At 75.1% G+C, this 13,194-nt stretch carries 11 protein-coding genes; 6 read left to right on the forward strand and 5 right to left on the reverse strand.

The features are described from left to right. The first annotated feature begins 136 nt into the window (after positions 1-136). Together NT8_RS22640 and NT8_RS22645 are read left to right on the forward strand one after the other, a co-directional pair. Positions 137-1,684 carry an alkaline phosphatase D family protein gene (locus tag NT8_RS22640; RefSeq protein WP_067973335.1) on the forward strand — a complete coding sequence of 516 codons (1,548 nt, stop codon included), beginning with the start codon at positions 137-139 and terminating at the stop codon, positions 1,682-1,684. A 393-nt stretch (positions 1,685-2,077) separates the two neighbouring features. Further along, positions 2,078-2,719, forward strand: coding sequence for an aggregation-promoting factor C-terminal-like domain-containing protein (locus NT8_RS22645; RefSeq protein WP_067973336.1), 642 nt, complete (start codon positions 2,078-2,080; stop codon positions 2,717-2,719). Positions 2,720-2,835: 116 nt separating this feature from the next. Here NT8_RS22645 and NT8_RS22650 read toward each other — a convergent pair whose 3' ends face one another. From NT8_RS22650 to NT8_RS22660, 3 genes are all read right to left on the reverse strand, one after another. Continuing rightward, complete coding sequence (locus tag NT8_RS22650; protein WP_084469193.1) at positions 2,836-4,584, reverse strand: serine/threonine-protein kinase; 1,749 nt, start codon at positions 4,582-4,584, stop codon at positions 2,836-2,838. 171 nt (positions 4,585-4,755) lie between these two features. Continuing rightward, entirely contained in the window at positions 4,756-6,141 is a 1,386-nt protein-coding gene (locus tag NT8_RS22655) for a class II fumarate hydratase (protein ID WP_067973339.1), read from the reverse strand. A gap of 185 nt (positions 6,142-6,326) precedes the next feature. Then, the gene (locus tag NT8_RS22660; protein WP_067973345.1) at positions 6,327-6,923 is read right to left on the reverse strand and encodes a DUF1707 SHOCT-like domain-containing protein; all 597 of its coding nucleotides are present in this window, start codon (positions 6,921-6,923) and stop codon (positions 6,327-6,329) included. Between the two features lie 102 nt (positions 6,924-7,025). On the opposite strand from NT8_RS22660, the gene NT8_RS22665 reads away from it, so the two are divergent. Together NT8_RS22665 and NT8_RS22670 are read left to right on the forward strand one after the other, a co-directional pair. Beyond that, positions 7,026-7,997 carry an ABC transporter ATP-binding protein gene (locus tag NT8_RS22665; protein ID WP_084469194.1) on the forward strand — a complete coding sequence of 324 codons (972 nt, stop codon included), beginning with the start codon at positions 7,026-7,028 and terminating at the stop codon, positions 7,995-7,997. After that, the gene (locus tag NT8_RS22670; protein ID WP_067973347.1) at positions 7,994-8,815 is read left to right on the forward strand and encodes an ABC transporter permease; all 822 of its coding nucleotides are present in this window, start codon (positions 7,994-7,996) and stop codon (positions 8,813-8,815) included. Before NT8_RS22665 ends, NT8_RS22670 begins: the two co-directional genes overlap by 4 nt. Positions 8,816-8,884: 69 nt before the next feature. On the opposite strand, the gene NT8_RS22675 is transcribed toward NT8_RS22670, so the two are convergent. Together NT8_RS22675 and glpX are read right to left on the reverse strand one after the other, a co-directional pair. Further along, the gene (locus NT8_RS22675; RefSeq protein ID WP_157515943.1) at positions 8,885-10,309 is read right to left on the reverse strand and encodes a hypothetical protein; all 1,425 of its coding nucleotides are present in this window, start codon (positions 10,307-10,309) and stop codon (positions 8,885-8,887) included. Positions 10,310-10,538: 229 nt separating this feature from the next. Beyond that, entirely contained in the window at positions 10,539-11,561 is a 1,023-nt protein-coding gene (gene glpX / locus NT8_RS22680) for a class II fructose-bisphosphatase (RefSeq protein ID WP_067973359.1), read from the reverse strand. Between the two features lie 164 nt (positions 11,562-11,725). On the opposite strand from glpX, the gene NT8_RS22685 reads away from it, so the two are divergent. Both NT8_RS22685 and NT8_RS22690 read left to right on the forward strand, forming a co-directional pair. Further along, positions 11,726-12,340, forward strand: coding sequence for a TetR/AcrR family transcriptional regulator (locus tag NT8_RS22685; protein ID WP_067973362.1), 615 nt, complete (start codon positions 11,726-11,728; stop codon positions 12,338-12,340). A gap of 57 nt (positions 12,341-12,397) precedes the next feature. Next, on the forward strand, positions 12,398-12,934 hold the full coding sequence (locus NT8_RS22690) for a DUF4245 domain-containing protein (protein WP_067973364.1): 537 nt from the start codon (positions 12,398-12,400) through the stop codon (positions 12,932-12,934). Positions 12,935-13,194: the final 260 nt, after the last annotated feature.

Here is a 13,194-nt window from a genome sequence, read left to right on the forward strand (position 1 = left end):
CCCCGGTCCGCCCGCCGACGGGCGGCCCGGGGGCGGAGCCGCAGTTCACGCCGATGTCGGCGGCCGTTGGCGGCGGGGACCCCGCCGGGGTGCAGAATCCCCGTGCGCCCCGTCCCACCGCCACGAGGAGTCCCGCATGCCCCCAGCGTCCCCCCGATCCCCGCTCTCCCGCCGCAGCCTGCTCCGCTACGGGGCCGTCGGCCTGGGCGCGGCCGCCGCGGGCGGGATCGGCTCGGCCCCCGCCCTGGCCTACGGCCGCAACCGCCCGGTGCTCACCCACGGCGTCCAGTTCGGCGACCCGCGCCCCGACGGGGCCGTGGTGTGGACCCGCGCCGACCGCGCCGCGCGGATGGTGGTCGAGGTCTCCGACCGCCCCGACTTCGCCGACGCCCGCGTCATCCGCGGCCCCCGGCTGACGCCCGCCGGCGACGGCACCGGCCGCGTCCGCATCACCGGCCTGCGCCCCGGCAGCGACGTCCACGTGCGGGTGCGCGCCGAGTCCGGCCGCGCCGCCAGCGAGGCCGTCGAGGGGTCGTTCCGCACCCCGGGCGGCGACCGGCCGATCCGGTTCGTGTGGTCGGGCGACGTCGCCGGCCAGGGCTGGGGCATCAACCCCGACATCGGCGGTATGCCGATCTTCGCCGCGATGGCCGACCGCGACCCCGACTTCTTCCTGCACAGCGGCGACGTCGTCTACGCGGACGGCCCGATCCAGGAGCACGTCGAACTGCCCGACGGACGGACGTGGCGCAACCTCGTCACCCCCGAGAAGTCCAAGGTGGCCGAGACCCTCGACGAGTTCCGCGGCCAGTACGCCTACAACCTGCTGGACGACGCGCTGCGCGCCTTCGCCGCCCGCGTCCCGCAGGTCGTGCAGTGGGACGACCACGAGGTCACCAACAACTGGTACCCCGGCGAGATCCTGGAGGACGACCGCTACACCGAGCGCAGCGTCGACGTCCTGGCCCGCCGCGCCCACCGCGCCTTCCACGAGTGGCAGCCCATCGTCCCCCGCGAGGCCGTGGACGGCCGCATCCACCGCAAGCTCTCCTTCGGCCCCGACCTCGACGTCTTCGTCATCGACATGCGCCCCTACCGCGACGCCAACTCGCCCGGCACCGCGCCCGCCGAGGACATCCTCGGCCCCCGGCAGGCCGACTGGCTGGTCGACGGGCTGACCCGGTCGCGGGCCACCTGGAAGGTCGTGGCGTCGGACATGCCGCTCGGGGTCGTTGTGCGCGACGGCGACGCCATCGAGGCGGTCGCCAACGGCCTGCCCGGGCGGGCGCGCGGCCGCGAGTCAGAGATCGCCCGGGTGCTGCGCCGGCTGAACCGCAACGGGGTACGCGACGTCGTCTGGCTGACCGCCGACGTCCACTACACGGCCGCCCACCACTACTCCCCGGACCGCGCGGTCGAGCAGGACTTCCACCCGTTCTGGGAGTTCGTGTCCGGGCCGCTGCACGCGGGCGCGTTCGGCCCGAGCGAACTCGACCCCACGTTCGGCCCCGAGGCGGTGTTCGTCAACGCGCCGCCGAGCCCCAACACCTCACCGATGGGCGGCTTCCAGCACTTCGGCGAGGTCGAGATCGACCCGGCCTCCAAGGAGCTGACCGTGCACCTTCGCGACCTCGCCGGCGATGCCCTGTGGAGCCGGACGCTGACCCCCGAGGGCGGGTCCTGACCGGGCGCCGTCCGGCGCATCCGGCCCCGCCGCACCGGCGGGGTCGGATACGCCACACCGGACGACGGCGTCACGGAGCGTCGTCGCCGCCGGATACGGGCGGGTTCACCCCTCACCGTCCGTGATGTGATCCACGACACGCCGTGAACGGCGTTACGCCACCGTGATCATGCGGCAGGGTGGGTGCCGTTCCGATATAGGAGCCCCTGCGGCGCGAGGAGTCGGCCACCCCCGGTGGTCCTTCGGATTCCCGCGCACCTCCGCGACGGCGGCGGCCGGCGATCAGGCACGCCCCAGACGTCGCTCCCCCCGTGTGGACCGCACCAGCGAGGACAGGGGCCGTGGTCGATCGCGTGCGCATCGCCGGGCACGCGGCTGACGGAAGGGCGATTCTTGCTACTCAACCGGATCTCGCTGCGGGTCGCCACGGCGGTCGGCTCCGCCGCGATGGTCGCCGGCGCGACGTTCGCCGTGTCCGCCTTCGCCGACAGCGGGGGCGACCCCGGGCAGGCCACCGCCGCGGCGCTGCCCGCCGACCCCGCCGAGGCGCAGTCGGACTTCTTCGCCGGCGCCGTCCAGCTCTCCGAGGAGGACCTCGCCGAGCAGCGCGCGGCGGTGCAGGAGCGCATCGAGCAGGCCGACGGCACCGCCTCGGTCACCGGGACCGCCACCGAGGAGAAGGAGGAACCGGAGGAGGAGGACACCGGGTCCGACTCCGGCACCCCCGCCCCCTCGGGCGACCCCAAGGGCATCGCGCAGGCCATGCTCGCCGACTACGGGTGGGGCGCCGACCAGTTCGACTGCCTGGAACCGCTGTGGGAGAAGGAGAGCAACTGGAACCCCTCCGCGGAGAACCCCAGCTCCGGTGCCTACGGCATCCCGCAGGCGCTGCCCGGCAACAAGATGGCCACCGCCGGCAGTGACTGGCAGACCAACCCCGCCACGCAGATCGAGTGGGGCCTGGGCTACATCGAGGACCGCTACGGCTCGCCCTGCGAGGCGTGGAACCACTCCCAGGCCAACGGCTGGTACTAGCCGACCGGCCCGCGTCCGCCGGCCCCCGCGACCCCGTGTCGCGGGGGCCGGCGCGTTCCGGGGGAGCGGTCCGCCGGCCGGGCGCCGGTGGCCGGCCGCCGCACCGGTCACACCGGTCACACCGGCTGGAAGGACTCCACCACGCTGTCGTACACGCGCCGGTAGTCGCCCGCCTCGGCCGCGGGGACGTTCATGGTCACCGCGAAGGACTCGCCGCCGATGGTGATGATCGTGGAGTCGAAGTGCCGGCGGCTCGTGCTCCAGTCGGTGTGGTCGAACTCCGCCTCGAACGACGCCACGTCCCAGTCGTCGGGGAACGCCGACGAGTCGACCTCCTCCATCGACAGCACCTCGTAGCCGGAGATGGCCCCGTCCTCGCGGAACCCGGCGTCGTCCTGCTCCACCCACCCGTAGCTGGTGTCGGGGTCGCCCGAGGCGTTCTCCCACGCGTTGACGTAGATGGAGCCGTTCTGGTCGGGGCGGTTGAAGTAGACGTGCCCCTGCTCGGCGAGCTCGCCGTCGTCGACCGTCCAATCGGCCGGGTAGTCGACCTCGTACCACTCGGTCTGGAACCGCAGGTACTCGGTGGTGTCGGCCAGCCGCAGCAGCACCGCCACCACGGCGGCGACCAGCCCCAGCGCGCCGACGCCCATCAGCACGGGCAGCATCGCGCCGAGCCCCCGGCGCCGGTCGCCGTCGGACGCCCCGGACCGGCCGCCCGGCGGCGGCCCGGCCGCCGCGGAGGCGGTGGGGCGCGGCCCGGTCGGGAACGGGGTGCGCGGGCCCGACGGGTAGGGCGTGTGCGGCCCGGACGGCCGCCGGGAGGGGTACGGGGTGGGCGGCCCGGACGGGTGGCGGGCGGGGTAGGGCGTGTGCGGCCCCGAGGGGTGGCCGGACGGGTGGACGGTGTGCGGGCCGGAGGCGGCCCCGCCCGGCCGGCCGAACGCCCCGGTGGCCGGGTGCGGGGTGTGCGGGCCCGACGGCTGGTGCCCGGTGGGCGGCCCGGCGGCCGGGCGCGGACCGGTGGCGGGCCCCGTTCCGGCCTCGGCGCCGCGCAGCAGCGCCAGGGCCGCGTCGGCGGTCAGCCGGCGCGCGGGGTCGCGCTCCAGCAGGCCGCGGATCACCGGCGCGAGCGCCCCGGCGCGGTCGGGGTGCGGGATCGGCGCCGACAGCACAGCCGCGATCGCCCCGGTGATGGTCTCGCGCTGGAAGGGGGACCGGCCCTGTACCGCGGTGTGCAGGGTGACCCCCACGCTCCACAGGTCGGAGGCGGGGTCGGCGCGCTCGTTCTCCAGCCGCTCGGGGGCCATGTACTCGGGTGAGCCGATGAGGGTGCCGGTGCGGGTGATGGACGAGCCGCCCTCGACCGTGGCGATCCCGAAGTCGGTGAGCACCAGCCGGCCGTCGTCGCACACCATCACGTTGCCGGGCTTGATGTCGCGGTGCACCACCCCGCTGGTGTGCGCCGCCCGCACCGCCTCCAGCAGCGCCCGGGCCACCCGGACGGCCTCGGCGGCCGGCAGCGGGCCGCGCGCGTTCAGCTCCTCCTGCAGCGACCGGCCCCGGATCAGCTCCATGACCACCCACGGGTGGCCGTCGGCCTCGAACACGTCGTGCACGGTGATCACCGACGGGTGGGCCACCCGCGCCGCCGACTGCGCCTCGCGGCGCACCCGGGCGTGGGCGTCGGCGCGCTCCCGCTCCGTCAGGTGGCCCGGCAGCAGCACCTCCTTGACGGCGACCTCGCGCTCCAACTGGGCGTCCCACGCCAGCCAAACGGCACCCATGCCGCCCCGCCCGAGCTCCCGCCCCAGCCGGTAGCGTCCTGCCACCACGCGGGTGTCGTCGCCGTTGTCCACTGCCATGGGTCGCCTCTCGGGGGAGCGGGGCCGGGGGGCCGGAGGGTGCCCCTGAAGGGTACTAAGAACGCCCGACACCGGACGGCCGCGCCGCATCCGGCCACGCGCCCCGGACGGCCGACGGGCCGGTGCGCGGGTCCGCCCCGCCCACCGGCCCGCCCCGCCGCCGCGGGCGGATCAGGAGTTGGTCATCCCGAGCACGTCCAGGGCGGCGTCGAGCTGCTCCTCGGTGAGCTTCCCGGCGTCGACGTAGCCGCGCTCGACGACCACCTGGCGGATGGTCTTGCGCTCGGCCAGCGCCTGCTTGGCGACCTTGGCGGCCTCCTCGTAGCCGATGTAGCGGTTGAGCGGGGTGACGATCGACGGCGAGGACTCCGCGTACTCGCGGCACCGCTCCTCGTTGGCCTCGATCCCGGCCACGCACCGGTCGGCGAAGACCCGCGCCACGTTGGCCAGCAGCCGGATGGACTCCAGCACGTTGCGCGCGATCAGCGGGAGCTGCACGTTCAGCTCGAAGTTGCCGCTGGCCCCGCCGGCCGCCACCGCGGCGTCGTTCCCGACCACCTGGGAGGACACCTGGAGGACCGCCTCGCACAGGACCGGGTTGACCTTGCCCGGCATGATCGAGGAGCCCGGCTGGAGGTCGGGCAGGAAGATCTCGGTCAGGCCGGTGCGCGGCCCCGAGCCCATCCACCGGATGTCGTTGGCGATCTTGGTGAACCCGACCGCGACCGTCCGCAGCTGGCCGGACAGCTCGACCAGGCCGTCGCGGGCGCCCTGCGCCTCGAAGTGGTCGCGGGCCTCGGTCAGCGGCAGGCCCGTGGCCGCGGCGACCTCGGCGATGACCCGGGCGGAGAAGCCCTCGGGGGTGTTGATGCCGGTGCCCACCGCGGTGCCGCCCAGCGGCAGCTCGGCCACCCGCGGCAGCGTCGCCTCCAGCCGCTCGACCCCGTAGCGGACCTGCGCGGCGTAGCCCGCGAACTCCTGGCCCAGGGTCACCGGGGTGGCGTCCATGAGGTGGGTGCGCCCGCTCTTCACCACGGTCGCGAACTCGGCCGCCTTGCGCGACAGCTCGCCCTCCAGGTGCCGCAGCGCCGGGATGAGGTCGTTGACGACCGCGCCCGTGGCGGCGATGTGGATGGAGGAGGGGAACACGTCGTTGGAGGACTGCGACGCGTTGACGTGGTCGTTGGGGTGGACCGGGGCGCCCAGCCGCTCGGCGGCGAGGGTGGCCACGACCTCGTTGGTGTTCATGTTGCTCGACGTGCCCGACCCGGTCTGGAACACGTCGATCGGGAACTCGCCGTTCCACTTGCCCTCGGCGACCTCCAGGGCGGCGGAGCGGACGGCCTCGGCCAGGTCGGCGGGGATCACGCCCAGTTCGGCGTTGACCTTGGCGGCGGCGGCCTTGATGTGGCCCAGCGCCGCGATGTGCGCGGGCTCCAGACCCTGGCCGGAGATCGGGAAGTTCTCGACCGCGCGCTGGGTCTGCGCCCGCCACTTGGCCGCGGCGGGGACCCGGACCTCGCCCATCGAGTCGTGCTCGACGCGGAATTCACTCATTGCAGAAAGACACCTCCAGGAAACCTGGTCACAAGACTGCCAGACTCCCCGCCCGCCGGTACCCGCGCCCCCGCGCACACCCCCGCTGGTCGGCGCCGGTGTGCCCGGCGTCACCGTGGGGGCGCTGCGGGCCGCTCCTCCCAGCGCGCGCCCGGGGGCAACCCGGGGGTGGTGGTGCGCGGCCGCTACTCCAGCTCGTGCGCCCGGCGGCGCCGGGGCAGCCAGGCGCGGCGCCGCCGCGGCGCCCGCACCGCCAGCGAACCGAACAGGCAGAACCCGTCGATCTCCAGGACCGGGGCGTCGTCGCGGCGCGGCCGGCGCACCGAGGTGGTGCGGCGGCCCAGGAACGACCAGCCGCGCACCCGGACGTCGACCCCGTCGGGGACCTGGACGTCGATGCGGCCGAACACCGCCCACGCCGTCATCCGGACGCGGTCGCGCACCAGGAGGGCGTCGCGCAGGTCGAGCCGGAGGGTGCCGCCGAGCGCCGCCGCCCCCTCGCGGGGCCGCACCACCCACCGGCCGGAGCGCTCCACCCCGCTGAAGAGGGCGACCATGGGCTCGGTGTGCAACCGGATCGGCTGCGCGGCGGCGGGCACCAGGTCGGCGGTGACCGGCGGCAGGTCGCCGAGGGTACGGGCCCGGTAGACGCGGTCGGCGCGCTCCTCGAACTCGGCGAGGTCCAGCCGGCCGTCCTCGACCGCCGACCGCAGCACCGCGATCACGCGCTCCCGGTCGGTGTGGGAGGCGCGCAGCCGCGCGGGAGGGACGCCGTCGTTCACGGCCCTCACGTTAGCCGCTCCCGCCCGCCCCGCGGGGCGAAGGCGTCCGCCGCGCGGGGAAAACGACTGGAGCCGGGCGCGGCCGCCACCTAACGTGAACCCATGCCACCGCCACGCGACGCCGCGCCCAGCGGCTCCCGCACCGCCGGACCCGACAGCCCCCGCCGGGCCGCGCCCGCCATCGCGCTGCGCGGCGTCGTCAAGCGCTTCGGCGCCTTCACCGCCGTCGACGGCCTCGACCTCGACGTCCCCGAGGGCATCGTCATGGGCCTGCTCGGCCCGAACGGCGCGGGCAAGAGCACCACCATGCGGATGCTCACGGCGCAGAGCCGCGCCGACGCGGGCGAGATCACCGTGCTCGGCCACGCCGTCCCGCGCGCCGCCAAGCGCGCCCGCGCCCTGATGGGCGTCGTCCCCCAGCACGACAACCTCGACGAGGAGCTCACCGTCGCCGAGAACCTGGAGGTGTTCACCCACCTCTACCGGGTGCCGCGCGCCCACCGCGCCGCCGCCGTCCAGCGGGCGCTGCGCATCGCGCACCTGGAGGACCGCCGCGACACCCGCACCGACAAGCTCTCGGGCGGCATGCGGCGGCGCCTGCTCATCGCCCGCGGCCTGGTGCACCGGCCCCGGCTGGCGCTGCTGGACGAGCCCACCGTCGGCCTCGACCCGCAGGTCCGCCAGGAGCTGTGGGGGGTGGTCACCGGGCTGCGCGACGACGGCGTCACCGTGCTCATGTCCACCCACTACATCGAGGAGGCCGAGCGCCTCTCCGACGAGGTCGCGCTCATGGCCAAGGGGCGGGTGGTCGTCCGCGGCGCCCCGGCCGACCTGGTCGCCGCCCACGCGGGCGCGACCGTCGAGGAGTTCCGGCCCGGCCCCGACGGCCCCGACGCCCTCGAACAGCGGGTGCGCGCCGCCGGGCTGGCCAGCCGCCGCACCGGCGCCCACGTCGCGGTGCTGCGCGCCGAGGCGCTGCCGCCCTCGCTGCGCGACACCCTCGGCGCCGGCGACGCCCGCGCCGCCACGCTGGAGGACGTGTTCGTGGCCCTCACCGGGGAGGCGGTCGAATGACCCGCACCGGAACACCCACCGCCGCCGGGGCGCCGCCGCCCGCCGCCGCACCGCCCGGCCGGTTCGAGTTCGCCCCGGTCGCCGCGGTCCTGGTCCGCGAGTGGGCGCTGTACCGGCGCAGCTGGAAGCCCACCACGTTCGCCGCCGTGGTCGAGCCCGTCGTCATGCTGCTCGCGTTCGGCGTGGGGCTGGGCTCGCTGGTGGGCATCATCAACGGCCAGCCCTACATCCACTTCCTGGGCACCGGCATCGTCGCCACCTCGGTGCTGTTCACCTCGATGTTCCCCGGGCTCATCGACACCTACGTGCGGCGCGTCTTCCAGCACACCTACGACGGCATGCTCGCCGCGCCCGTCGACGTGCGCGAGCTGGTCACCGGCGAGGCCGCCTGGATCGCCGCCAAGGCCGGGGTGTACGGGTGCGCGCCGATGCTGGTGGCGGTCGGGTTCGGGCTGCCCGCGTCGCCCGGCATGCTCCTGGTGCCGCTGATCGCGTGCGCCACCGGGTTCGGGTTCGCGCTCGCCGGCATCTGGATGTCGGCGCTGGTCCCGTCGATCAAGACCATGGACTACATCATGTCCGGGCTGATCACGCCGCTGTTCCTCATCGCGGGCACGTTCTTCCCCATCGACACGCTGCCGCCCTGGGCGCAGGCCGTCGCCCGCCTCAACCCCCTGTACCACTGCGTGGAGCTGGTGCGCGGCGCCGTGTTCGGCCTCGGCGCGGACGACCTCGGGCACCTCGCCGGCATCCTGGTGTTCGCCGCGCTCATGTGGTGCCTCGCCGTGTTCCAGATGCGGCGCCGGCTCATCGACTGACGCGGGACCGCCACGCGGACGGCCCGGCACCCCCTCGGGGGGCCGGGCCGTTCGGCGGTCCGATGCCGGTCAGGCGGCGCCGTCGGGGGCCCAGCGGGCCTGGAACGTCGCGTCGGCGCCGTCCAGGGCGAGCGAGCCGCCCACCGATCCCCACTGCTCGGGCCCGGGCTCGCCGGACTGCTCCATGACCGGCCGCAGGTCCATGTAGAACCCGGCGATGGCCGTCTCCGTGCCCTGCATGGTGCGCTGGAACACCGGGTCGTCGCCGAGCCGGCCGGTGCCGGTCGACCCCGACGACACCACCACGGTGCCGCCCTCGGCGGACACCCCGGGCGCGGTGCCGTAGCCGTCGGCCGCGATCTGCGTGGAGATCTCCTCCAGCAGCGCGGCGTCGGCGCCCTCCGCGCGGAGCTGCATCGACAGGTCCCCGGTGCCGCCGTAGCTGGAGAAGCCCTCCATCAGGCCCGCGTAGTCGGTGATGCCGAGCGCGGTGCGGGTGCCCAGCAGGTCGGTCCAGCCGCCGGGCAGGGACACGCCCAGTTCGCCGAGGCCGGCCTCGATCTCGGCGAAGTCGTCGGGGTTCTCCTCCTGGGCCTGCCGCAGCAGCGCGTCGAGGCCGTTGCCGCCGACGGCGAGCACGGTGTCGTCGGGCAGGTCGCCCAGGTGGTCCAGGCCGGGCTCGGGCGCCTCGTAGTCGGCCAGCGAGACCCCGTCGGCGGTGAACCCGAGCAGCGAGCCGCGCACCTCGGCGTACTCGGGCTCGACGGTCAGGCCGACGGTCATGCGGCCCGCGACCTCGACCTGCTCGCCGGTGCCGAGCGGGTCGGTGAAGGAGGTGTCGCCGGCGGCGGCGGCCGCGTCGGCGACCGCGCCCGCGTCCATCCACATCGCGGCGGCGGCGCCGCCCAGGTCCGCGGTGTCCTGGGCGTAGGCCTCCTGGTCGGCGAGCGTCCCGGCGTCGGCCTCGGCCAGCGCCTCGGTCAGCGCGGCGTCGTTGGACGCGAGGACCGCGAAGCCGTCGCGCAGGGCGAAGACGAACTCCCCGGCGGTGTCCTCGACCTCGCCCAGGGCGGCGGTGGCGGCGTCCTCGTCCTCCACGGCCAGCGCGACCGCCATGGCCAGGCCGTCGCTCTCGGCGGCGTCCTGGTTCCGCGCGGGCCACGCGGCCACCCCGAACCGGCGGCCCACCCACGGCTCGAAGTCCTGCTCGTAGGTCATGTCGAGTTCGAGGTCGTCGATCATCGACTCGACGATCTCCTGGGCGGGGTCGGCCTCGGGGTCGATCTCGTCCTTCACGGAGTCCGGAAGCCGGTTGACGAACTGCGCGTAGTTCGCGAGCTGCCCCCCGCTCGGCTTCAGGTCGACCTTGGCGAACACGACCGCCGATCCGGGCAGCACGGTCTCCGGCTGCGCGCCGCCGAACAGGGAGGAGACGAACGCGTTGGACGCCCACACGGTGGTCGCGAGCAGCGAGACGCCCAGGACGGCGGCCACCGGGACCATCCACAGGTTTCGGCCGCGCGGCGCCGGCGGCCGCGGTGCGGAGGGGTGGTACCCCGGGGGTGCCGAGGGCGGCCCGCCGACCGGTGGGCCGGCGGGGCCCCACGCCGGCGGGTTGGGGGGATCAGGGTAGGACATCGGACCTCCGGAGGGACGCGCGTATCCGTAAGAAGGTACCAATGCGCATACGTCCGAAAGGCCCGTTCACGCCCGGTGGGAGCGGTCAGGAGCCGGGCGAGAAGTCCACCCCGCTGTAGGTGGCGAGCTTGCTGAGCCGGTGCTCGCTGAGCACCTTGCGCACCGTGCCGCTGCGGCCGCGCATCACCAGCGAGTCGGTGGTGGCCCCGCCCGCCTCGTACCGCACCCCGCCGACCAGCTCACCATCGGTGATACCGGTCGCCGCGAAGAACACGTCCTCGGACGCCACCAGGTCGTCGGTCGTCAGCACCCGGCCGAGGTCGTGCCCGGCGTCGAGGGCGCGGCGGCGCTCGTCCTCGTCCTTTGGCCACAACCGGCCCTGGATCACCCCGCCGAGGCACTTCATGGCGCAGGCGGCGATGATCCCCTCAGGCGTCCCGCCGATCCCCAGCAGCAGGTCCACCCCGGTGCCCTGCCGGGCCGCCATGATCGCGCCCGCCACGTCGCCGTCGGTGATGAACTTGATGCGCGCCCCGGCCTCGCGGACCTCGCGGACGATGCCCTCGTGGCGCGGCCGGTCCAGGATCACCACGGTGACGTCGCGCGGCGACCCGCCCTTGGCGCGCGCCACCGCCCGCACGTTCTCGGCCACCGGCGCCGTGATGTCGACGGCGTCGGCCGCCGCCGGGCCCGTCGCCAGCTTCTCCATGTAGAACACCGCCGACGGGTCGAACATCGACCCGCGCGGGCTCACCGCGAGCACCGACACCGCGTTCGGCATGCCCATGGCGGTCAGCCGGGTGCCGTCGATCGGGTCGACCGCCACGTCGCACTCGGGGCCGGTGCCGTCGCCCACCCGCTCGCCGTTGAACAGCATGGGCGCGTCGTCCTTCTCGCCCTCGCCGATCACGACCGTGCCGTTCATCGCCACCGTGCTGATGAGGTGGCGCATCCCCTGCACCGCCACGCCGTCGGCGCCGTTCTTGTCGCCGCGGCCGACCCAGCGCGCCGCCGCCAGCGCCGCCGCCTCGGTCACGCGCACCAGCTCCAGCGCGAGGTTGCGGTCGGGCGCGTCGGCGGGCGGCGGCGGGACGGTGGGAATGCTCATGGATCAGCCTCTCCAAGCCGGCCGGGCCCCGCCCCGGTCGGGCGGCGGCACCGGGCCTTCGATCGGAACGCCGCGGTCGGGCGGCTGGGACCCAGGTTAGCCAGACTGGCGTAACCTCGACCTAGGCGGGCCGAGGCACGCGCCGGAAGGGACGGGGTGCGGACGTGACGGTCGACAGGGTGCGCAAGCAGGTGCGGGTCTCCCACCGGGGCGCCGCGACACGCAGCGCGCTGCTGGGCGCGGCCGCCCAGGTCTTCCGCACCGTCGGGTTCGCCCGGGCCGGCGTCAGCGAGGTCGTCTCCCTGGCGGGCGCCAGCGTCGGCAGCCTCTACCACCACTTCAGCGGCAAGGCCGACCTCTACCTCGCGCTGTACGAGGAGTTCCAGCAGCGCCAGCAGGAGCGCACCCACCGCGCCGTCAGCGAGGCCCGCGCCTCCGGCGAGACCGACCCCACCCGGCTCATGTACACCGCCGCCCGCGCCTACCTCGACGGCTGCATCGAGGAGCGCGACACCACCGTGCTCTTCTTCAGCGGCGACGGCCCGCCCGGGTTCGACTCCCAGCTGCGCGACCGGCTGCGCGAGTGGACCGACCGCAACGTCGCCCTGTTCCGCAAGGCCGACGAGCCCGTCGACGAGGCCCTGCTGCTCGTCGTCAGCGGCTCCATGCTCGTCGCCGTCGGCGAGGTCGTCCGGCGCGACGACGCCGCCGCCCGCGACCTCGCCGACGGCATCACCGAGCTGCTGTCGCGGCTCCAGCCGCGCACCCGGGCCGAGTAGCGCCCGACCCCACCCCGGCGCGGCCCCCGCCGCGGGCTGCGGCAAGCTGGACCCATCATGAGCACGTACAACCGCGCCGACGCCACCCTCGGCTCGCTGGCCGCCGCCCTCGGCATCCTCGTCGTCCTGCTGCTCGCCGTGGTCGGCGTGATGCGGGCCCGCCAGGTCGAGCACATCCCCAGCGTCGACTACGGCCCCGACGCCGCGGTGGTCGCCGACCAGGCCGACTACACCGCCTACGCCCCCGAGGACCTGCCCGAGGGGTGGGTGCCCACCAGCACCCGGCTGACCACCGGCGACACCGTCACCTGGGTGCTCGGGTTCGCCACCCCCGAGGACCGGCACGCCGAGTTCGCCATCAGCGACGGCGACCCCGAGGCGTTCGTCGCCGAGACCACCGAGGGCGGGACCGCCGACGGCACCGCCGAGGCCGGCGGCCACACCTGGGACCGCTACACCAGTGCGGACGCCGACCGGCGCGCCCTGGTCCGCACCGACGGCGACGCCGTCCTCGTCGTCGCGGGCGGCTCCGACTACGCCGAACTGGCCGAACTCGCCGCCGCGCTGCGCCCCGAGGACGGCGCCGGCGGGTGATCGCCGAAAGTTCCCGATACCGGGGTGGGGGAAAGCACGGTGGATCGCGAGCGCGATCGGCCGTAGACGCGGCGTGACGGGGTAGGACTCCGATCCCCTGACGTCCGGTGCCCCGCACGGGCACCCCACCACGGAGTTGATCTCTTTGTTCAGCGAACTGCTCGACTGGTTCAAGGGCATGTTCGGCGACACCGCCGAGACTGCCGGGTCCGCCCTCGGTGACACCGCCGGAGCGGCCCACGAGAGCGCCGGCGCCGCCG

This window comes from Nocardiopsis trehalosi NBRC 14201, from assembly GCF_001552555.1.
In the GTDB taxonomy this organism is placed as follows: domain Bacteria; phylum Actinomycetota; class Actinomycetes; order Streptosporangiales; family Streptosporangiaceae; genus Nocardiopsis_B; species Nocardiopsis_B trehalosi.

Bases quoted from the DNA above. Each gene is read 5' to 3' on its own strand.
- NT8_RS22640 (WP_067973335.1), top strand. From the start codon at position 137: ATGCCCCCAGCGTCCCCCCGATCCCCGCTCTCCCGCCGCAGCCTGCTC.
- NT8_RS22650 (WP_084469193.1), bottom strand. From the start codon at position 4,584: ATGGCAGTGGACAACGGCGACGACACCCGCGTGGTGGCAGGACGCTAC.
- NT8_RS22655 (WP_067973339.1), bottom strand. From the start codon at position 6,141: ATGAGTGAATTCCGCGTCGAGCACGACTCGATGGGCGAGGTCCGGGTC.
- NT8_RS22665 (WP_084469194.1), top strand. From the start codon at position 7,026: ATGCCACCGCCACGCGACGCCGCGCCCAGCGGCTCCCGCACCGCCGGA.
- NT8_RS22670 (WP_067973347.1), top strand. From the start codon at position 7,994: ATGACCCGCACCGGAACACCCACCGCCGCCGGGGCGCCGCCGCCCGCC.
- glpX (WP_067973359.1), bottom strand. From the start codon at position 11,561: ATGAGCATTCCCACCGTCCCGCCGCCGCCCGCCGACGCGCCCGACCGC.
- NT8_RS22690 (WP_067973364.1), top strand. From the start codon at position 12,398: ATGAGCACGTACAACCGCGCCGACGCCACCCTCGGCTCGCTGGCCGCC.